Raw genomic sequence first — 21,222 nt, 5'->3', positions numbered from 1 at the left:
CCACGGAACCTCCCATGCCAAAGCCCTTGAGCGAGTACAACCGCAAGCGCGACTTCAAGATCACGGCAGAACCGGCGGGCAACGCGCCCACTCGCCAGCGCAAAACGTCGGCCCTGTCATTCGTGATCCAGAAACACGACGCACGCAACCTGCACTACGACTTTCGCCTGGAACTCGATGGTGTGCTCAAAAGCTGGGCGGTGCCCAAAGGGCCGAGCCTGGACCCCAGCCAGAAACGCCTGGCGGTGCACGTCGAAGACCATCCCTTAAGTTATGGCGGCTTCGAAGGCACCATTGCCCCCGGCCAATACGGCGCGGGGGACGTCATCGTCTGGGACCGTGGCGTGTGGCAACCCCATGAAGATCCGCACAAGGCTTACGCGGCGGGCAAGCTCAAATTCACCCTGATCGGCGAGAAACTCTCCGGCGATTGGGCCTTGGTGCGCACCCGTCTCAAAGGCAGTGGCGACAAAGAGCAATGGCTGCTGATCAAGGAAAAAGACCCGCAGGCACGCCCTGCCGCTGATTACGACATCGTCCAGGCCATGCCCAAAAGCGTGCTCAGCGACGCCACTGTCGGCAAACCCAAAACCCGGGCCAAGCGCGAAAAAAAGCCAATCACCCTCCCCGAACAATTCACGCCGCAATTGGCCACCCTGGTCGATCGCGCGCCGGACGGTGACTGGCAGTACGAAATCAAATTCGACGGCTATCGCATGCTTGCGCGCATCCTTGACGGCGAAGTGCGCCTGTTCACCCGCAACGGCCACGACTGGACCGAGCGCCTGCCGCGTCAGCTCAAGGCGTTGCAAGCCCTCAAGCTCAAGGACAGTTGGCTCGATGGTGAAGTCGTCAGCCTCAACGGTGATGGCCTGCCGGATTTCCAGGCATTGCAAAACGCCTTTGATATCGGTCGCAGCCTGGACATCGTGTACTACCTGTTCGATGCACCATTCCTGGGCGGAGTGGACCAGCGCAAGGCGCCCGTCGAGGAGCGTCGAGCGGCGCTGAAATCCGCACTCAGCGCGAGTCGCAGCAAGCTGCTGCGGTTTTCCGAAGCCTTTGTCGCCAACCAGCGCGACATCATTGAAAGCGCCTGCGACCTGGCCCTGGAAGGCGTCATCGGCAAACGCCTGGGCAGCCCGTATGTGTCCAGCCGCAACACGGACTGGATCAAGCTCAAATGCCGCTTGCGCCAGGAGTTCGTCATCGTCGGCTACACGCGCCCCAAAGGCTCGCGCACCGGGTTCGGCGCCCTGCTGCTGGCGGTGAACGACGCGACGGGCCTGGTGTATGCCGGGCGCGTCGGCACCGGATTCGATCAGGCCTCGCTAAAAGCCATCTACGCGCAGCTCACATCGCTTGAGTGCAAGGCCTCGCCACTGGCAACGCCGCTGAACAGCACTCAAGCACGCGGCGTGCATTGGGTGGAACCTGCGCTGGTCGGCGAGGTGCACTTCACCGAATGGACGCGCGAAGGCATCGTGCGCCAAGCCGCATTTGTGGCATTGCGCACCGACAAGCCGGCGTCACAGATTATTCATGAGCAACCGCGCGCAGCGAAGTCGCTGAAAGCCTCCAACGCCAAAAAAACTGACGCGGGTGTGAAAATCACCCACCCCGATCGCGTCATCGATCCACAAAGCGGTACGCAAAAACAGCAGTTGGCAGCCTTTTACGAGGGGGTCAGTGATTGGCTGCTGCCCTTTCTGCGCCATCGGCCCGTGTCACTGCTGCGTGCTCCGGAAGGCATCGACGGTGAGCAGTTCTTCCAAAAACATGCCGAGCGACTCGCCATTCCTCACATCAAGCAGTTGGACCCGGCGCTCGACCCTGGCCATGCACGCCTGATGGAAATCGACAGCGCGAACGCCCTGGTCGGCGCCGTGCAGATGGGCGCCATAGAGCTGCATACCTGGGGCGCCACCTCGGACAAGATCGAAACGCCAGACCTGTTTGTACTCGACCTGGACCCCGACCCTGCGCTGCCGTGGAAGACCATGCTGGAGGCGGCGCAACTCACGCTCTCGGTACTCGATGAGTTGGGGTTGGACGCGTTTGTCAAGACCAGCGGCGGCAAGGGCTTGCACCTAGTTGTGCCGCTGGCGCGCCGAGATGGCTGGGACACGGTGAAAGCCTTCGCCAAGGCCATCGCGCAGTTCATGGCGCAGCAGTTGCCCGAGCGCTTCACTGCCACGTCCGGGCCGAAAAACCGTGTCGGCAAGATCTTTATCGATTACCTGCGCAACGCCCGTGGCGCGAGCACGGTGGCGGCCTATTCGGTGCGGGCACGGCCGGGCCTTCCCGTGTCAGTGCCGGTGAGTCGCGAGGAGTTGAAAACGTTGCGCGGTGCCCAGCAGTGGACGGTTGCCAACCTGCAGGAGCGTTTGAAAGGTTTGAAAGCCGACCCGTGGTCCGGGTATGCCAACAGGCAAAAGCTCAGCAAAAAAATGTGGGACAAGCTGGGCGCGCACCCACCCGAGTGAGCGGCGCCCGATCGCGCTTTAGATCAGGATGAAGATCAGCGCCAAGCCGGCGAAAATCGCCCATTTTTCCAGGTAGTAGCGCGCACGGTTGCGTTTCTTCAGTTCCTTGCCGCGTAGACGAATCTTGTACAGGCGGGTAAACGCACGGTTCAAGCCACCGGTCTTGTCGCCATCATCGTTCGGCGAACCGGCTGCTGCCATCACATTGCGGCTGAACCAGCGGTTGAACGCCGCCGCCCAGCGGTACTTCATCGGCCGCTCGATATCGCAGAACAGGATGATGCGGTTTTGCTCGGTGGTGTTTTCGGCGTAGTGGATGTAGGTCTCGTCAAACATCACCGGCTCGCCGTCGCGCCAGTAGTAGCTTTCGCCATCCACATTGATGTAGCAGCCCGGATCGTTCGGCGTGTCCAGGCCCAGGTGGTAACGGTAGGAACCGGCATACGGGTCGCGGTGGCGTACCAGCTTGGAGCCCGGTGGCAACTCGGCAAACATCGCAGCCTTGATCGAACCGATGCTCTGCACCAGCTCGGTGGTGCGCGGGCACAGCTTCATGGCCGACGGGTGGCTGTCGCCGTACCACTTGAGGTAGAAGCGCTTCCAGCCCGACTTGAAGAAGGAGTTGAAACCCACGTCGTTGTACTGGTCGGAGCGCTTGATCGCCCCCGCCTGCATCAGGTTCTGGCCTTCCTGGCGAATCTCTTCCCAGTGTTCCTGCAACGGTGCCAGGTCGGGAAAGTCGCTCGGCGACAGGTACGGCCGGCTGGGTTGCTTGGAGAAGAGGTAGAGAAAGCAGTTGATCGGCGCCAGGAACGTCGAGTGATCGCTAAGCTGGCGACCCAGCTTGTGTCGCACCCGGCCACGCAGGTGTACATACGCAATGGAGGCAACGTAGAGAGCAACAATGATGAGTTTCAAGGGATTCGTCACACGTCAGTAGAGAGAACAGGCTGCTCCTGCGTGCCCACGACGGCCGAGGATTGAATAAGCAGCACCTGAAATCACAATTCACATTTATGCGGCACGACCGGCTAATTGAGCACCGGTTCATCACCATTGGCAGTTATTTAGCCACAGTTTGTAACCAAAGGTTAACTAAGAATTGTGAAAACCTGTCCATTCAATGTGCTGGATCAATGCCAACGCTTGCCTTGCAATGCCGCGATACGGCACTGTCCGCAACCCCTTACTGCAAAAAGGAATTTGTATGTCATCCCGCACCGACCTGGATTTTCAAGCCCTGCAGGGCACCTGGGAACAGACCGCTCTTGAAGACAGTGGTGTGCTGAACCCGGTCGACGCCCATAGCGCGCCTGGTGCCGTGACGATCATCAGCGGTGACAGCTTCGAAGTGCGGACCACCGCAGGCGAAGTGTTGTTGGCCGGCCACTTTTCCCTGGACAGCAGCACCACCCCTAAAAGCATTACCTGGGTGGACGCCATCGGCGAAGACGCCGGCAAACAACTGCCCGCCAGTTACCGCCTTGAAGGCGATGACTTCGTATTCATTGCCGCCGATGAAGGCATGCCCAGGCCGGCCGAATTCAGCACCGGGCCGGGTCAGACCATGCGAACCTTCGTACGTCGCCGGTGCCCCATACACATCCGAATATGCGACACCCTTTTCACAAGGCCTTCACGTTCCCACCTATAGGGTGAAACCTACCTACTCCAGTGAATCCCTTGGCCCGCCACTCTCGCGGGCCTTTTTTTGCCTGCACGCCAGTGAATTACACGGACCGTTTAGTGGCGGTCAGGGTGAAGCACAGTGGCAGTTGCGCGCTCTGGTGCTCGTACTGATCGTAGAGTTCTTCACGATTGGAGTGCGGGTACTCCTGCAAGTGGCTGATCTGCAACTGCGCCGCAACCGCGCCGCTGACGATGCTCCCCAGCGTATGCACATACCAATAGGACGTCGGCCCGGCCTTCTCGGCGGTGCCTTCGTAGACAATCGACTCCTGCAGCACAAAAGGATCGCGCTGGAAGTACGAACTGGCAGGCAACAGCGGGTTGTCAGCTCGAGGGTCGAACACTTCCAAAAACGGATGGGTCTCGTAGATCACCAATGTGCCGCCCGGCTTTAAGGTGCTGGCCGCATGGCGCATGAACAGCGCCACGTCGGGCATCCAGCCCAGTACGCCGATGGTCACCAGGGCGACATCGAATCGGCCGAACAAACGCTCAGGCAAGTGGTGGATATCGGTCTCGATGAACTCGGGGGCATGGGGCGAAACGTCCGCGAGTTCCTGCGCCTGCTGAAGAAAGGCTCGGGATTGATCCACGCCCACCACGGAACGGGCGCCTAGCCCGAACAGCGAAAGGCTTTCACGGCCGTTGTTGCAGCACAGTTGCACCACGTCCTTGCCGGCAACGCCGACATCGTGCAGCAATGCAGTGATGGTCGGGTCCAGGCACGAAAACCCCGGCTGGGCGACCGACGCCACCAGCGCGTTCCAGGTGGCGGTGCCTTTGTGCAGCTCGGCCGAAGCGTCCCAGGCGTCCTTGTTGCGGGTGATAGCCTGCTGGGCTGAGGGCATGTCCATTGCGACTCCAGGATTTGAATAAAGCGGGGTTCGGAAAGTAAGCCAATTGCCTGCCAGATAAAACCCTTATGCATGGCGAAACTAATCCCCGAGCCTACAGGTCACTAAGCCAATGAGCGTTCAGCCCCTGAGCGCTGCCCTTGAAGACCTCGCCGTGGCCCATCACTCCGACCTGCGTACCACCTTGTCCCTCGACAGCCTGAATTTTTTCCTGGCGGATGTACGTGACGGCCTCGGGCCTTATCTGGCGATCTACCTGTTGGCAGTACACAAGTGGGACCCGGCCAGCATCGGCGTGGTCATGACCCTGGCCGGCATTGCCGCATTGATCACCCAGGGGCCTGCCGGCGCGCTGATCGACCGCACCCGCAGCAAGCGCGCAGTGATCGCGATTGCCGCAATCCTGGTGACGCTCAGTTGCCTGGTGCTGCCGTTTGTCAGCGCATTCAGTTGGGTGGCGTTGACCCAGGCCGCCAGTGCGGTGGCCGCGTCGGTGTTCGCACCGGCGATTTCCGCCATTTCCCTGGGGATCACCGGGCCACGCGCCTTCACACGCCGCACCGGGCGCAACGAAACCTTCAACCATGCCGGCAATGCCGTGGCCGCCTTGCTGGCCGGTGGCCTGGCGTACCTGTACGGCCCGGTGGTGGTGTTTTACCTGATGGCGTTCATGGCAGTGGCCAGTGTCATGGCGGTCAGTTGCGTGTCGGCAGCGGCCATTGACCATGAAGTCGCCCGGGGCTTCGACCCAGCCCATGCCCAGGATCACGAGCAGCCCTCCGGTATGAAGGTATTGCTGGGCAACCGCCCCCTGCTGCTCTTCGCCGTGTGCTGCGCCCTCTTCCACCTGGCCAATGCGGCGATGCTGCCGCTGGTCAGCCAGAAGCTGGCGCAGATCAACCTGCAAATGGCCACACCACTGACCTCGGCATGCATCGTCGCCGCGCAACTGGTGATGGTGCCAATGGCGTGGCTGGTGGGCGCCCGGGCCGATGTGTGGGGGCGCAAGCCGTTATTGATCGCCGGTTTCCTGATCCTGCCGTTGCGCGGCGTGCTGTATACGCTGTCCAGCGACCCGTACTGGCTGGTGGCGGTGCAGATGCTCGACGGCATCGGCGCCGGGATCTTCGGCGCGCTGTTCCCGGTGATCGTCAAGGACCTGACCCAAGGCACCGGGCGCTTCAATGTCAGCCTGGGTGCGCTTTCGACGGTATTTGGCCTCGGCGCGGCCTTGAGCAGCAGCCTGGCGGGTTTTGTCGTGCAGTTGGCGGGCTACAACGCGGCTTTCCTGACCCTGGCCGGCGTGGCCACCGTCGCCCTGGCGCTGTTATGGCTGGCCATGCCAGAGACCTTGGCGAAACCATCGTTCGCCTGCCATACAACTGTCGCCTGACATATGCGACAATGCGCGCCAAATTCCAACACACATCCAAAATCTTCTGCTCAGCGACCGGGTTTCGCGCCTTGATGTCGCTGTTGACGCATGCCTGAAGGCTCCTGCCGCCACGCTCGCAACCCATTGATAGGTAAAGTAATTGATCTCCACAGCTAACATCACCATGCAGTTCGGCGCCAAGCCGCTCTTCGAGAACGTCTCGGTCAAGTTCGGCGCCGGCAACCGTTATGGTTTGATCGGTGCCAACGGTTGCGGCAAGTCGACCTTCATGAAAATCCTCGGCGGCGACCTCGACCCGTCCGGCGGCCAGGTCATGCTGGAGCCCAATGTACGCCTGGGTAAACTGCGCCAGGACCAGTTCGCCTACGAAGAATTCACCGTACTCGACACCGTGATCATGGGTCACGAAGAGCTGTGGAAGGTCAAGGCTGAGCGCGACCGAATCTACTCGCTGCCAGAAATGAGCGAAGAAGACGGCATGGCCGTGGCCGAGCTGGAAACCGAATTCGCCGAAATGGACGGCTACACCGCCGAATCCCGTGCCGGTGAGCTGCTGCTGGGCCTGGGTATCCCGCTGGAACAGCACTTTGGCCCGATGAGCGAAGTGTCCCCAGGCTGGAAACTGCGCGTATTGCTGGCCCAGGCGCTGTTCTCCGACCCGGAAGTGCTGTTGCTCGACGAACCGACCAACCACCTGGACATCAACACCATCCGCTGGCTGGAAAACATCCTGACCCAGCGCTCCAGCCTGATGATCATCATCTCTCACGACCGTCACTTCCTGAACAGCGTGTGCACCCACATGGCTGACCTGGACTACGGCGAGCTGCGCCTGTTCCCGGGCAACTACGACGAGTACATGACCGTGGCGACCCAGTCCCGCGAGCAACTGCTGTCGGACAACGCCAAGAAGAAGGCGCAGATCTCCGAGCTGCAATCCTTCGTCAGCCGCTTCTCGGCCAACGCCTCGAAAGCCAAGCAGGCCACCTCCCGCGCCAAGGCGATCGACAAGATCCAGCTGGCTGAGGTCAAGCCTTCGAGCCGTGTGAGCCCGTTCATCCGTTTCGAGCAGAACAAAAAGCTGCACCGCCAGGCCGTCATGGTCGAAAAAATGGCCAAGGGCTTCGACGGCAAGCCGCTGTTCAAGGACTTCAGCTTCCAGGTTGAAGCTGGCGAGCGCGTGGCGATCATCGGCCCGAACGGTATCGGCAAGACCACCCTTCTGCGCACCCTGGTCAACGAACTGACCCCGGATGCCGGTAGCGTCAAGTGGACCGACGCCGCGGAACTGGGCTACTACGCCCAGGACCATGCCCATGACTTCGAAGACGACGTGACCCTGTTCGACTGGATGGGCCAATGGACCCAAGGCGAGCAGATGATCCGTGGCACCCTGGGTCGCATGCTGTTCTCCAACGACGAGATCCAGAAGTCGGTGAAGGTGATTTCCGGTGGTGAGCAAGGCCGCATGCTGTTCGGCAAGCTGATCCTGCAAAAGCCGAACGTGCTGATCATGGACGAACCGACCAACCACTTGGACATGGAATCCATCGAAGCGCTGAACCTGGCGCTGGAGAACTACCCGGGCACGCTGATCTTCGTCAGCCACGACCGTGAGTTCGTATCGTCCCTGGCCACCCGCATCATCGAGTTGAGCGCCACCGGCGTGATCGACTTCAGCGGCACCTACGACGACTACCTGCGCAGCCAAGGCGTGGTGTTCTAAATACCGCCCGTTTCAAGGCAACGCATTTGCAAAGCGCCAACGGCAACGTTGGCGCTTTTTTATTGGCCAATCCATCGCTCAGGCAGTTTTAGAGAAAACCTTCTGGTGTTTCATGCCGGGTCGGGGCTCGCTCCTCATGATAGTGCGGCCTGCCGGCTTCTGACTTCATCAAGTCAGCATTGGCCAGGATGGTTTCCGTCAACAGCGCGTCGTCGCCCCCCTTGAACCAACAAGCGAGCGCCGAGTTTCGATTACCGTGCATATCAACGACCTTCAAGCGCTTTTGCTCAGCGGGCGCGCCGAGCAATAGGGCCTCGGGAAAGTACTGGGGTGGCAGCACCAGCGCGTCTCCGGGTCGAACCCAGAGGTCGGCCAGGCGGATTTCTTCGACGAAGGGCCGCCAGCGCGCCACGCTGATCACCAGCGGCAGCCGGCCATGGCGGGAAAAGAAGGCGTGGGGAAAAGCGTGGTACTCCAAGTCTGTCGGGTTGTAGGTCAGCAGTTCGCGCTGGCGAGCCGGCCCCAGGTAGGGCGATTGGTGCCCGGCCCATTTGCCATAGGTGTATTGGCCAAGGATCAGTTGCGCATGGTCGAAGTGGATGCACTCACCACTGCGCAGCAAGGTCATGCCGAAAGCCTGCGCTGTTTCTTCAGTGGCCCACATCGGTTCATAACGGACTTCCCGGGCGTGGAAGTCGAATGACTTGATGGTGTAGGAGCCGCTGGCAGTGGGGATTTCCCTCGGTTCCCAAGTGACACCTGTGTAAAGAGCGCCGAGTGCAAGTTCGGGATTCTGCGGCGCCGGCTGGATCAGCCGGCCTTCTGCAGCGGGCTTGAGGCGAGCCAAGCCGTGGTCGTTGTACAGGAACGGGAAGCTACGGGTGTCGAGATCGACCTCGTCGCCATCGCCGATAAAAGGCACACAGTTGAAGGTTTGCATCGTGATTGCACCACCAGGGTTCGGGTGAGACAGCAGAGACGGCGATGGCCTGCCGCCCGTTGAATGTCGCCGACCCAGCGTTCAGACCGAATCGGCGATGCGTTTCCTTGACTTCGCCGCACTGTCATCTGAGCGGTACGGTACATGCTGCTCGCGCAACCAGTGTAGGTCAGGCGTCGTGCGCTAGTATCCGAAGCGTGGCGCCATCGAGACAGTTCAGAGCAGTGTCAGTCTGGTATCAGTTTGGTATCAGATGTGGAGTACACTCCATCGGCTGCCCAGGCGCCGCCGAGACAATCGACATGGATTTCAAACAGAGCACGTTGGCTGTTCCCCCCCTGCAGGCCCCGGCGATTTCCGACGGGCGCGTGCTGCTGGACGCCGGGTTGTTGAAAGGGTTGCGCAAACAGCGCGGCCTGAGCCAGGAAACCCTGGCCGAGGCCTGCTTGAACCTTCACTTGTGTGTGTCCATTGCCTCCATCAAGCGTGCCGAGACCGGCAAGCCAGTGCTCTATCGGACGGCCCGCCACCTGGCGACAGCGTTCCAGATCGACGTCGAAGCGTTACTCGGGCACTCCGTCACACGCGCCCTGGCGGAAATCGAACAGTCAGTGACCGAGTTGCACAATTCGGTCCTGGCAACGCAGTCATTGCGCCAGATCGATGACGATGTGATCCGCTATGTGTTGCAACTGAGCTTTGAAACGCCGGTGTCGGGTGAACGCTCCCGCCCGGAACAACAAGCCTCGCGAGTGGCAGAGATCGAGCGGCTGATCCGCCAGTTCGGCGGTGTGCCGATGGTGCGTGCGGACGACATCGTGGTCGCCCGGTTCGGCGCGCCGCAAGCGTACCGCAGCGACAGCGAGCGAGCGCTGCTGTGTGCGCTAGCGTTGAGCCGCGAACAGTTAGCCAAACCTGGTTTCGGGATTGTGCTGCAACTGGTTCGCCAGGACGTCGAGGACGCCACGATGGGTGAAGTACTGCGCCAGTTGCGCGGCCACACCCCGCGCGAACCGCATGGCAATGCACCGGTGAATGTCGCCCAAGGCCTGGTGGAACAGCTTCGCACGCGTTTCGAGTTTTCCCCGGCCGATGAGCCGTTCCCCGCTTATCGCTTATGCCTGCGCTTGCGCAATCTTGACGAGAATGCCTCGCGCCCCTTGGTGGGGCGTACCGTCGAAGTGCTGCAGTTCAAGGGTGTCATCGAAGCCACTCAGGCCTATCAGGACGGGCATGTGGTGTATGTGCGTGGCATGGCCGGTATCGGCAAGACACGCCTGATCACCGAGTTCTTCGAGATGGCCCGCCAAGGCGGTTTTGCCTGCCATCGCAGTGACGTGCTGGATTTCGGCATGGACAACGCCCTATGGCCATTGGGCCAACTGGTACGCAGCCTGCTTGACCTCGACATGCACCGACAAGACGGCGCTCCAGAACTGGAAAGCGCGATGCTGCGCTTGAAGCTGAAAGACGAACACCAACTGTTCCTGCGAGTGCTGACGGGCTTACACCGGGTTGACGAGCCTCCCGGGCATTCCCTCACGCAGTACGCGGCGATGAGCAGTGAAGTGCGCAGCCAGGGCTTGCTTTCGGCGCTTTTACAGTTGCTGCTGCGGCTGGCGGTGCACAAGCCATTGTTGATCTGCATCGAAGACCTTCACTGGGCCGAGGTCGCATTGTGCAGCCTGCTGGGCAAGCTGCTCGAAGCGACGAACGAGGCGCCCTTGGTTTGGCTGTTGACCTCGCGCCATGAAGGCGATCCGCTGGAAAGCGCCCTGCGCCCGTATTTCAGTACCCCCATGAGCCTGCTGGATATCGCTCCGATCCGAGCGCGCGAGGCCAGCCTGCTGGCCGACCAGTTCAGCGAGGTCGACCCGGCCTACCGGGCCGACTGCGTCAAGCGTGCCCAAGGCAGCCCGCTGTACCTGACGCAACTGCTGTCGAGTCGCGAAGGTGTATTCCCAGACAGTTTGCGCCACCTGATCCAGACCCGTTCCGACCGCCTGCAGCCCGAGCAGCGACATGCCTTGCGTTACGCCGCGATTTTCGGCAACCGTTGCGAGTTGAACCTTTGGCGCGAGGCGCTGGGGCAGCCGGATTATCTGCCGAGCACAGATATGCGCGAGGGTTTGCTACGGGAAATTGAACCGGGTCGCTACTTGTTCGTCCATGACCTGGTCATGCACTGCCTCTACGATGCGATACCCAACGCCCTGCGCGAACAGTTGCATGGCGAAGTGGCGAAGTTATATCGCGAGCGTGATCGCAGCCTGTATGCACAGCACTTGTTGCTGGCCAGGGACCCCACGGCTTTCGATGCGTTGCTGGTCGCCATGGACGAGAAACTCCAGGCCTGCCAGTACGACAGCGTGCTTGCGCTGGGGCTACAGGGAACAGATTTCGTCGAACGCGCCGCCGGCAGTTTTACCCTCGCACTGCGCTGTGGCCAGGCTCATTGGGGCCTGGGGCAAATAGCTCGCGCGCGGGACTGTTTCCAGAGCGCCCTGGCCCTCGCCGCTCAGCCGCAAGAGCGGATTGAGGCGGCCTTGGGGCTGGCGCCGGTGCTCAATACGCTCGATTGCCTGGAGGACGAGGAACAGCTGATCGAAGCCATACTCCCCAGCGCCCGAGCGTTGCAGGCGAACACGGCACTGGCCCGCTTGTATCAACTGCGCGGGGATATTTACTTTCCGCGAGGCGACTACGCCGAGTGCCGTCGCCTGCATGAGGAATCACTGTCGTTCTCGCGTATCGCGGCGAACTTGGAAACCGAGGCCAAGGCTCTGGGCGGAATCGGTGATTCCTACTACGCCCAAGGACGGATGCAGACCGCGTATGAGGTCTTCGACCAGTGCGTGCGGTTGTGCGAACAGCACGGGCTGCCCCATGTCGAAGCGGGCAATCGCAGTGCTCGCGGCTCGGCGCTAATTTACTTGGGGCGGCCGGTGCTGGCCCTGCGTGACGCCATGGATGCTGCCGTGTCCAGCCGTCAGGTCGGTAACCGCCGCGCGGAAGTCTTTTCCCGATTGACCGCCGCCTGGGTGCTGGTGGCGACGGGGCAGGACGAGCAAGCCGAGCAGGAACTGACGAATGCCCTGGCACTGGCCCGTGAGATAGGCGCCAGTCGCTTCGAGGCCATTCTGCTGGAAGGCCAGGCCCGTTTAGCCTTGCGCCAGAATCAACGCGATCGGGCGCAAACACTGATCTACGAGGCCGTGAGTTTGGTGGAGCGCTATGCGTTGCAGCGTTACATCGGCCCCTGGGTCTACGGCAGCCTTGCCTTGATTCTCGACGACGCGCGACTCAGCCGCCAGATGCTGGTGCTGGGCGAAGCCCTGCTTACGCAGGATTGCCTGGCGCATAACGCCCTTCGTTTCAGGGTGGCGGCGGCCGAAACGTGCCTGCTCAGTGGCGATTTCGAGCAGGCCGGCCGGCATGCCCAAGGCCTGGAGGCCCTTGCCCAGACTGCACCTTGTGCCTGGATCCGCCATCATGTGCGCTTGATCGAGGTGGCGGGCCAATGTTTGCAGCGTCGCGACAGTTCAAGCACCGAAGACTTGAAGGTATTGCAGCGCGAATCGGAGCGCCTAGGGTTCGTGGCAACCATGCCACGTGTGATGCAAAGCTTGAGCGACGCGGACTAGAGGGGATCGGTCGGCCCGTACGCTCAACAAAGTAGTTAGCCTGCTTCCTTTTCCGTCATGCCCTTGCCATCATGCCCTCACCGCCCGCCCGCGAACGAGTCCCCATGCCTGCCGCCGCCCCCAGCTCCCTGTCGATCACCCTGCAGATCGTCTCCATCGTCTTCTACACCTTCATCGCCTTTATCTGCATCGGCCTGCCGATTGCGGTGATCCCGGGCTATGTCCATGAGCAACTGGGTTTCAGCGCCGTAGTCGCCGGGATCACCATCGGCTCGCAATACCTGGCCACCCTGCTCAGCCGCCCGATGGCCGGGCGCATGTCCGACAACGTTGGCACCAAGCGCGCCATCGTGCTGGGCCTGGCCGGCATTCTGGCCAGCGGCGTGCTGACGTTCCTCGCAACACTGGTGCAAAGCACGCCGTCATTGAGCCTGGGCATTCTGATCGTCGCGCGACTGTTGCTCGGCGTGGCCCAAGGGCTGATCGGCGTGGGCACCATCAGTTGGTGCATGGGCGCGGTCGGCGCCGAACACACCGCGCGCTCGATTTCCTGGAATGGCATCGCCTCCTACGGCGCCATCGCCATTGGTGCGCCGCTAGGCGTGGTGATGGTGGCCGAGTACGGCTACACCAGCCTTGGCATCGCGCTGTCGGTGTTGGCCGCATTGGGCCTTTTGCTGATCCGCACCAAACCGTCAGTGCCGGTGGTGCGTGGGGAGCGGTTGCCGTTCTGGGCCGTGTTCGGGCGTATTGCGCCCTTCGGGGCCAGCCTGTGCCTGGCCTCCATCGGCTACGGCACCCTCACCACGTTTATCACGCTGTACTACCTCAACCGTGGCTGGGCCGGTGCGGCGTACTGCCTCACGGTGTTTGGCGTGTGTTTTATCCTGTCGCGTCTGGTGTTTATCTCGGCCATCAGCCGCTTTGGCGGGTTCAGGGCGGCGATTGCCTGCATGACCATCGAAACCCTGGGCTTGACCTTGCTGTGGCTGGCGCCGTCCACCGGCGTCGCGCTGATCGGCGCCGGGCTGACAGGCTTTGGTTTGTCGCTGGTGTACCCGGCGCTGGGCGTGGAAGCCATCAAGCAAGTGCCAAACAGCAGCCGGGGCGCGGGATTGAGCGCGTATGCAGTGTTCTTTGACCTGGCCCTCGCGATTGCCGGGCCGTTGATGGGGTTTGTGGCGTTGAACCTGGGTTACGGCTGGATCTTCTTCTGCGCTGCGCTGCTGTCGGTCACGGCATTGGCCGTGACCGTGCTGCTCAAGCGCCGCGCTTACTGATCTGCGGTCTGCAACCCGGCGCGGGTCGATTGACCCAGGGTGTGAATGAAGAAGCGCCCGGCCTCTGACACCAGGTCGCGGTGAATGCCCTCGCGGTCCACCCCGTCGGCATCGGTGCAGATCGCCGGCATGGCGGCCAGTTGGTCGCTGTCACACGGCGCCATGAACACGAAATGCCCTGCCCCGGCCAGTAGTTTGAAATCTGGAGGTTCCGGCAGTTTGCGCGCCAGGGCAGCGGCGTTTTTGTCCACGGCCACCAGCTTGTCGCCGTCGCCGCTGTAGAGCAGCACCGGAACGTGCACATCGGCCAGGGTGTGGCGGCCGAACATCAGGCTCAGCGGGGCCATCAGCATCAGTGCGTGAATGCGCGGGTCGGCTTGGGGTTGCAGGTCGTCGCGGTCGACCACCAATTCGCCTTTGGTGGTGCAGGCATCGCGGTCTTCCGGGCGTTCCTGGCAATAGCGGCGCAGGCGATCGAAATCGGGCTTGGCCCCCGCCAGGATCAGCGCGGTTTCGCCACCGGCCGAATAGCCGATCACCCCCACCTGATCCACATTGACGAACGGCGACAGCATCGGGTCGCCCAAGGTGGCGGTGATGGCTTCGGAAATCTGGATCGGCCGCCCGTACAGGTTGCTTACCGTACCCAGGCGGCTGTGGTCCTTGTAGTTGTCGCCGGGATGCAGTACCGCCACCACCACAAACCCTTTTCGCGCCAGGGACGTGGCCAGGTCATGCAGGGCCAGCGGTGTACCGGTATTGCCATGGGACAGCATCAGCATCGGGAAGCGCCCGATGGCGACCTTGGAGTCTTCGGTAGCCGCGACGTGATAAGGACCCAGTTGGGTGGAGTGTTGATCGTCGGTGGACGGATAGAACGCGATGGCCTTCATCGGCTGCAAGTCCAGCGGATCAAGGAACGTCATGCGGTGGAAGCCCACACTCCAATGCGGGTGCGGCGCTGGGGCGGCGTGCACTGAAATCAGGCCACCGAGCAGGGAAAGTACCAAAACAGCACAAAGACGCATCATGAGGATGTCCACCTTTGCTGCATTAAAACCGGCATGTCTGTTTGAAAAGTCCATGGTTCAAGGTGCTCGTACCGGGTGGTAAACCCATGACTGCATAACCTGGGCCAAAGTAGAGACAGCGGGTAAACGAAAAAACTCCGTACTCCGGTCGTGTTCAGGTGACCAGAATACAGAGTTTAGGCGCCCGGCTTCAGATTGAAACCGAGGAAAGGCGAAATTTACACAAGCCTTACGCGGCGGCGAACAATTGTTCGCTGATGAGTACGTTGGCGTCGCTCAGGGCTTTGCTGCGCACTTCATCACCGTAGGCCAGGCCTTGGGCGCGGACGAATTCGATGTCGGTGATGCCCAGGAAACCAAACACCAGCTTCAAGTACTCTTCATGGCCGACGTTGCTCGGCTGGCCAGCGTGCAGGCCACCGGCGGTGGACACGATGATCAGCTTCTTGCCACCGCACAAGCCTTCAGGGCCAGCTTCGGTGTAGCGGAAGGTCTGGCCGGCCACCGCGATGCGGTCGATCCAGGCCTTGAGTTGCGAAGGCACCGAGAAGTTGTACATCGGTGCGCCGATCACCACGGCGTCAGCGGCGATGAATTCGGCCAGGGACGAAGCGCTCAGTTCAGCCTCGTGCTTTTGCACGGCATCGCGCAGTTCGGCAGCAGTGCCCAGGGCGCCCAGGGTCAGGCCGGAAAAGTGGCTGATACCTTCGTTTGCCAGGTCACGGTAAGTCACGCTCACACCTGGCTCTGCGGCTTGCCAGGCCTTGACCACGCCTGCGCTGAGCTGGCGGGAAGCCGAGTTGTCGCCGAGGATGCTGGAATCGATGTGCAACAGTTTCATGGGTGATCTCCAAGTGAGGATCGCCACTGGGCGATCAATTGAGGTTGATCCTACACATGAACCCAATAAACGATTAGACAGCTCAAATGCGACTGTTTGTCCTGCCAGCAGGACAATCCCATTTCCGCCCTGATCCAATCCCCCAGGTTTATTGCCCAATCCTCTGTGGTGCTGGATTTCACCCGCGCCACGCGGCATTCTCGCCGCAAATCCGCCAGCCACCGGGCCTGCCATGCACGCGAACTCCCCCGTCCTGACCAAGGGCCTGACCCTGCTGCTCGCCATCTGCTGCGGGTTTTCGGTCGCGACCATCTACTACAACCAGGCGATGCTGCCGCTGATCGCCACCAGCTTCGACGTGACCACCGCCCATGTCGGCCAGATCGCAATGCTCACCCAGCTCGGCTACGCCTGCGGCCTTTTGCTGTTTGTGCCGCTGGGCGACCGCATCAGCCGGCGCACGCTGATCCTGGCCGTGCTGTGCCTGAACTTCATCAGCCTGCTGGCCTCGGCCTCGGCGCCCTCGTTTACCTGGCTGCTGGTGGCGAGCGGGCTGCTGGGCCTGTCGGGGATCAGCGCCCAAGTGATCATCCCTGCCGCGTCCGACCTCAGCGAGCCAGCGCAAAAAGGCGCGGTCCTCGGCTTGATGGTCAGCGGCCTGTCTGCCGGTGGCCTGCTGGCCCGGACCGTCAGCGGCGTGGTCAGTGGCTGGCTGGGCTGGCGCGGCATGTTCGCCCTGGCGGCAGCCTTGGATGTGCTGCTGTTTATCGCGATCCTGACGCGCATGCCGGTGTCCATCTCTACCAGCAAGCTGGCCTACGGCGCCTTGCTCAAATCGCTGTGGGGCCTGGCCCGGCAGCACCCTACCCTGCGCCTGTCCGCCCTCAAGGCCGGCCTGGTGTTTGGCGCATTGAACGTGTTCTGGGGCTCGATGGCGGCGTTGCTGGCCTTGCCGCCCTATGGTTTCTCCAGTGCGCAGGCGGGCTTGTTGGGGCTGTCGGCGATCGTCGGCATCCTCCTTGCCACCACCATCGGCCAACAGACCCGCCGCCACAGCCAACTGCTGGAATGGGTCGGCATCGGCACCGTGCTGGTGGCCTTTGTCCTGATCTACGCCTTCGGCCCGAGCGGCTGGTGGTGGCCGATCCTCATCGCGGCGACCTTCCTCGACCTCGGTAACCGGATCAACCAACTGGCCAACCAGACCCGTGTGCTGGCGCTGGAACCTTCGGCCACCAGCCGCCTGAACACTGTGTTCATGGTGGTCTACTTCATCGGCGGCGCCCTGGGCTCTGCGGCCGGCGCGTTTGCTTCACAGCATTACGGCTGGCAGGGCCAGGCGCTCACCGGCGCCGGGTTTGCCGGGCTGGCCCTACTGATCACCCTGCTCAGTGGGATGACACGTAAATCGACGACGTCGTAGGCGCCGGCAATGCGTAGGTGCGCTTCATCCACTGGATCTCGTCCTGGGGCGTGCGCCCGAAGAAGCGCTTGAACTCGCGACTGAACTGCGAGGCGCTTTCATAACCGACCTTGGCACAGGCAGTGGCGGCGGTGATGTCGTTGCGCAGCATCAACAGACGCGCCTGGTGCAGGCGCGTGGACTTGAGGTACTGCATCGGCGACGTGTCGGTGACTGTGCGAAAATGCGCGTGAAAGCTCGGCACACTCATCATCGCCTCGCCCGCCAGCGCCTCCACGTCCAAGGGTTGGTGATAGCACGCGTGGATCTTGCGAATCGCCCGCGCCACCTTGCCGAACTGCCCCTGGCGATTGAGCGCGGCTCGCATTGAGCCGCCCTGCTCCCCGGTAAAAATCCGGTAGTAGATTTCGCGCATTAAGGTCGGCCCCAATATCTGCGCCTCCATCGGCACGCTCATCGCCTCCAGAAAGCGCAGCAATGACTCGCTGAGCCGCTCATCCATGGGCGAGGAATACATGCCCCGGGGCTTGGCCTGCGGGAGATCGGGGAAGTCATCCAGCGCCACCATCAACTCGGCCGCCAGGCTGAAGTCCAGCCGCAGGTACACCGCCAGCATCGGTTCCGCTTCGCTGGCCTCGGTTTCCATGGTGAACGGTACCGGCACCGACACCACCAGGTAATGCTGGGCGTCGTAGCGATAGATCTCTTCGCCCAGGTAGCCGCTCTTGCGGCCCTGGCACACGATCACGATGCCCGGGTCGTACAGCACGGGCACGCGGTGCAGTGGCCGGTTGGAACGCAGGAAACGCACGTCATCCAATACGGTCAGGTTATAGCCTTCAACAGGCGCCAGGGCGCTCATCAGCTCGACAATTCTCTGTGTACGGCCCACGGCATCGGCTCCTCTGCAAAGCCACACAGTACTGCGCCAGAGGTGGCTGGCGCTACGCACTCATAGGAATAGGCAATCAGCACATTGGAATGGATATTCGCCCAAACAGCGCTTTTCCGTAGCCTGAAACAACACATTCAGCCCTCGGAGATTCCCCATGCTTATCGTCTACAACCCTGCAAACGGTGAAGAAATCGGCCGCGTAGCCAAACACTCTGCGACCGAGGTCAAGGCCGCCGTCGACCGCACCTGCGCCGCCTTCCCCGACTGGTCCGGCAAACTCGCCAAGGAGCGCAGCGACATCCTGCGCCGCTGGCACGACAGCGTGAAGGCCGACAAGGAAGCCTTCGCCGAACTGCTGTGCCGCGAAAACGGCAAATGCCTGACCGAAGCCCGTGGCGAGATCGACTACGGCCTGGGTTTCATCGAGTGGTACGCCGAAGAAGCCAAGCGCGTCTACGGCGACACGATTCCCACCCACGACCGTAACGCCCAGGTGATGGTCACCAAGGAAGCGGTCGGCCCGGTGGCGGCCATCACCCCATGGAACTTCCCGTTCATGATGATCACCCGCAAGGTCGCCACCGCCTTGGCCGCCGGTTGCACCATGGTGATCAAGCCGGCTGAAGACACGCCGCTGACCGCCCTCAAGCTGCTGGAATACGCGCGCAACGCCGGCATCGGCGAAGGCGTATTGGAAGTGGTAGTGGGCGACCCCAAGGAAATCGGCCCGATCCTCACCGGCGACCCGCGTATCCGCAAGATCACCTTCACCGGCTCCACCGCCGTGGGCAAATTGCTCGCCGCGCAATGCGCCGCCAACGTGAAGAAGATGACCCTGGAACTGGGCGGTAACGCGCCGTTTATCGTGTTCGAGGACGCCAACCTGGACGCCGCCGTACAAGGCTTGGTGAGCGCCAAGCTGCGTAACTCTGGCCAGGTGTGCATCTCACCCAACCGCATCTTTGTGCAGCAGAGCATCCTTGAGGCGTTCACCGAGCGCCTGAAGCAGGCGGTTGCCGCAATTGAAGTGGATCAGGGCCTGCGCGAAGGTTTTGTGGTCGGGCCTCTGGTCAATCAGCTGGGTTTTGACAAGGTGGTGCGCCTGGTGGAAGACGCCAGGGCTGCCGGCGCAACCGTACTCATGGGCGGCAAGCCTCACGCCAAGGGTGGCCTGTTCTACGCGCCGACTATCCTCACCGGCCTGGGGGATGACTCGCCGCTGGCCACCCAGGAGATCTTCGGCCCGGTGTTCGCCCTCTATGTCTTCAACGATGAAGAAGAAGTGATCGAACGCGCCAACAGCACCGAATTCGGCCTGGTGGCCTACGCCTACACCAGCGCCCTGGGCCGTTCGTTGCGACTGTCTCGCCGGCTTGAAGCGGGCATGGTGATTCTGAACTCAGGCTCCGTGGGCACCGCCTCGATTCCGTTTGGCGGCATCAAGCAATCCGGGTATGGCCGCGAAGGCAGCTATTACGGGATCGAAGAGTACGTGCATGTGAAGTATGTGTTGATGGCCGGCATGTAGGGGCTGGATTTGCCCACGCCACACGCGGATAGTTCGTCCCATTGACAGGACAATAGGTTGACCATGCAAGACCTCAACGACCTCTACTATTTCGCCAAAGTCGTGGAAGCCGGTGGCTTCGCCGCTGCCGGCCGGCTGCTGGGCATTCCCAAGTCGCGGCTGTCGCGGCGCATTGCCGAGCTGGAAGACCGCCTCGGCGCCCGCCTGCTGCAACGTACCACCCGTCAACTCACCCTCACCGCCGTCGGCGAACGTTATTTGCGTCACTGCCAGGCGATGTTGCTGGAAGCGGAGATGGCCGACGAGGCCGTGGCCAGCATGTCCAGCGAGCCCCGTGGGCGGCTGCGGGTCAGCTGCCCGGTGGGCATGGCCCAGCACATGTTGCCGGAGATGGTCGCGGGTTTTCTCGCCGCCCACCCGCTGGTGCAGCTGGAAATGACCCTGGTCAACCGCCGTGTCGACCTGGTTGCCGAAGGCATCGACGTGGCCCTGCGCGTGCGTGAGCTGGGCGATGAAGACCCGCTGTTGGTGACCAAGCGCCTGCGCCAGGCTCAGACCCTGCTGGTCGCCAGCCCCGCGTTTCTACAGGGGCGAAAGATCAACACGTTGGAAGACCTCAAGCAACTGCCGGTGCTCGGTGCACTGGAGGCCGATCGCCTGGTCCACCTGCGCCTGATCGACCCCCAAGGCAATGCCGAGGACTTGTCGATGGAGGCGCGCCTGGGCATCGACGACTTTATCGTGCGCAAGGCCTGCGCCCTCAAGGGCCTGGGGTTTACCGTGCTGCCGATGATGTACTGCGAAGACGAATTGGCCAGCGGCGCGTTGGTGCAACTGCTGCCCGAATGGTCGTCGCCGGGCGGCTGGTTGCAGGCGGTGTACCCGCATCGCCGTGGCGTGCTGCCGGCCATTCGCGCGTGGATCGATTACCTGGAAGAGGCCTTCAAGGGCTGTGGAGATCGCTTGTTATGAAGATGACTGAAGCCCAGGTCGCGGCGTTCTGCCTGAGCCTGCCCGGTGCGCGGGAGGACTATAAATGGGGCGGTGTGCGGGTGTTTTCGATTGCGGGCAACAAGATGTTTGCCTTGCAGAATCTGCGGGGGGAGTCGTTGGCGTTCAAGGTCGACAAGGCGTTGTTTCTTGGGCATGTCGACCGGCCGGGGATTCATCCGGCGCCTTATTTGGCGCGGGCGCAGTGGGTGATTATGAATACGCCGTATCCGCTGGGGGCTGAGGAGTTGCGGGGGCTGTTGCAGCGGTCTCACCAGTTGGTGGTGGGTAAGTTGCCCAAGCGGGCGCAGGTGGGGTTGCGTCTGGAGTAAGAGGGCTGACAGCTTTCCAACTGTTGCCCTGCGATCAAAAATGTGGGAGCTGGCTTGCCTGCGATGGCGGCCTCACGGGGTACATATCCATTTCTTGGGTAACGGCGGCTTATGGTTCCGCTCTTACAGCGGCTCACTTTTGATGGAGCGCAAAAGTAAGCAAAACG

Annotated in this window: 16 protein-coding genes; 10 read left to right on the top strand and 6 right to left on the bottom strand. The window is 61.8% G+C overall.

The window, feature by feature from the left end; translation table 11 throughout:
- The first annotated feature begins 14 nt into the window (after window positions 1-14).
- Window positions 15-2,486 (top strand): DNA ligase D, encoded by a 2,472-nt coding sequence (gene ligD, locus HX792_RS22505; RefSeq protein WP_176998155.1) that lies wholly within the window; start codon window positions 15-17, stop codon window positions 2,484-2,486.
- 18 nt (window positions 2,487-2,504) lie between these two features.
- On the opposite strand, the gene lpxO is transcribed toward ligD, so the two are convergent.
- Window positions 2,505-3,404, bottom strand: coding sequence for a lipid A hydroxylase LpxO (gene lpxO / locus HX792_RS22500; RefSeq protein ID WP_176998154.1), 900 nt, complete (start codon window positions 3,402-3,404; stop codon window positions 2,505-2,507).
- Window positions 3,405-3,693: 289 nt separating this feature from the next.
- Between lpxO and HX792_RS22495 the strand changes: the two genes are divergently transcribed.
- On the top strand, window positions 3,694-4,140 hold the full coding sequence (locus HX792_RS22495) for a TIGR03067 domain-containing protein (protein ID WP_176998153.1): 447 nt from the start codon (window positions 3,694-3,696) through the stop codon (window positions 4,138-4,140).
- A 76-nt stretch (window positions 4,141-4,216) separates the two neighbouring features.
- Here the strand turns inward: HX792_RS22495 and HX792_RS22490 are convergent, their stop codons facing one another.
- On the bottom strand, window positions 4,217-5,029 hold the full coding sequence (locus tag HX792_RS22490) for a bifunctional 2-polyprenyl-6-hydroxyphenol methylase/3-demethylubiquinol 3-O-methyltransferase UbiG (RefSeq protein WP_176998152.1): 813 nt from the start codon (window positions 5,027-5,029) through the stop codon (window positions 4,217-4,219).
- Between the two features lie 154 nt (window positions 5,030-5,183).
- On the opposite strand from HX792_RS22490, the gene HX792_RS22485 reads away from it, so the two are divergent.
- Complete coding sequence (locus HX792_RS22485; RefSeq protein WP_176998178.1) at window positions 5,184-6,422, top strand: MFS transporter; 1,239 nt, start codon at window positions 5,184-5,186, stop codon at window positions 6,420-6,422.
- A 142-nt stretch (window positions 6,423-6,564) separates the two neighbouring features.
- Entirely contained in the window at window positions 6,565-8,151 is a 1,587-nt protein-coding gene (locus HX792_RS22480) for an ABC-F family ATPase (RefSeq protein WP_026083083.1), read from the top strand.
- Between the two features lie 88 nt (window positions 8,152-8,239).
- Here the strand turns inward: HX792_RS22480 and HX792_RS22475 are convergent, their stop codons facing one another.
- Window positions 8,240-9,091, bottom strand: a complete 852-nt coding sequence (locus HX792_RS22475) for a hypothetical protein (RefSeq protein WP_176998151.1) — start codon at window positions 9,089-9,091, stop codon at window positions 8,240-8,242.
- A 302-nt stretch (window positions 9,092-9,393) separates the two neighbouring features.
- On the opposite strand from HX792_RS22475, the gene HX792_RS22470 reads away from it, so the two are divergent.
- Window positions 9,394-12,735, top strand: a complete 3,342-nt coding sequence (locus HX792_RS22470; RefSeq protein ID WP_176998150.1) for an AAA family ATPase — start codon at window positions 9,394-9,396, stop codon at window positions 12,733-12,735.
- A gap of 104 nt (window positions 12,736-12,839) precedes the next feature.
- Complete coding sequence (locus HX792_RS22465) at window positions 12,840-14,015, top strand: MFS transporter (protein ID WP_176998149.1); 1,176 nt, start codon at window positions 12,840-12,842, stop codon at window positions 14,013-14,015.
- On the opposite strand, the gene HX792_RS22460 is transcribed toward HX792_RS22465, so the two are convergent.
- Both HX792_RS22460 and HX792_RS22455 read right to left on the bottom strand, forming a co-directional pair.
- Complete coding sequence (locus tag HX792_RS22460) at window positions 14,009-15,046, bottom strand: dienelactone hydrolase (protein WP_176998148.1); 1,038 nt, start codon at window positions 15,044-15,046, stop codon at window positions 14,009-14,011. The genes HX792_RS22465 and HX792_RS22460 overlap by 7 nt on opposite strands.
- 229 nt (window positions 15,047-15,275) lie before the next feature.
- Window positions 15,276-15,887 carry an FMN-dependent NADH-azoreductase gene (locus HX792_RS22455; protein WP_176998147.1) on the bottom strand — a complete coding sequence of 204 codons (612 nt, stop codon included), beginning with the start codon at window positions 15,885-15,887 and terminating at the stop codon, window positions 15,276-15,278.
- Window positions 15,888-16,119: 232 nt separating this feature from the next.
- On the opposite strand from HX792_RS22455, the gene HX792_RS22450 reads away from it, so the two are divergent.
- Entirely contained in the window at window positions 16,120-17,310 is a 1,191-nt protein-coding gene (locus HX792_RS22450; protein ID WP_176998146.1) for an MFS transporter, read from the top strand.
- Here HX792_RS22450 and HX792_RS22445 read toward each other — a convergent pair.
- Window positions 17,276-18,172 carry an AraC family transcriptional regulator gene (locus HX792_RS22445; RefSeq protein ID WP_176998177.1) on the bottom strand — a complete coding sequence of 299 codons (897 nt, stop codon included), beginning with the start codon at window positions 18,170-18,172 and terminating at the stop codon, window positions 17,276-17,278. The two genes, HX792_RS22450 and HX792_RS22445, sit on opposite strands and share 35 nt — an antisense overlap.
- 187 nt (window positions 18,173-18,359) lie before the next feature.
- On the opposite strand from HX792_RS22445, the gene HX792_RS22440 reads away from it, so the two are divergent.
- From HX792_RS22440 to HX792_RS22430, 3 genes are all read left to right on the top strand, one after another.
- Entirely contained in the window at window positions 18,360-19,733 is a 1,374-nt protein-coding gene (locus HX792_RS22440) for an NAD-dependent succinate-semialdehyde dehydrogenase (RefSeq protein WP_176998145.1), read from the top strand.
- A gap of 63 nt (window positions 19,734-19,796) precedes the next feature.
- Window positions 19,797-20,705, top strand: coding sequence for a LysR substrate-binding domain-containing protein (locus HX792_RS22435; protein WP_176998144.1), 909 nt, complete (start codon window positions 19,797-19,799; stop codon window positions 20,703-20,705).
- Window positions 20,702-21,055, top strand: a complete 354-nt coding sequence (locus HX792_RS22430) for an MmcQ/YjbR family DNA-binding protein (protein WP_176998143.1) — start codon at window positions 20,702-20,704, stop codon at window positions 21,053-21,055. Before HX792_RS22435 ends, HX792_RS22430 begins: the two co-directional genes overlap by 4 nt.
- The last annotated feature ends 167 nt before the right edge of the window (window positions 21,056-21,222 follow it).

The sequence above is a fragment of the Pseudomonas sp. B6002 genome, from assembly GCF_013385985.1.
Taxonomy (GTDB): domain Bacteria; phylum Pseudomonadota; class Gammaproteobacteria; order Pseudomonadales; family Pseudomonadaceae; genus Aquipseudomonas.
Note: the sequence above shows the minus strand (reverse complement) of the source record. Positions and strands in the feature narration are given on the sequence as shown.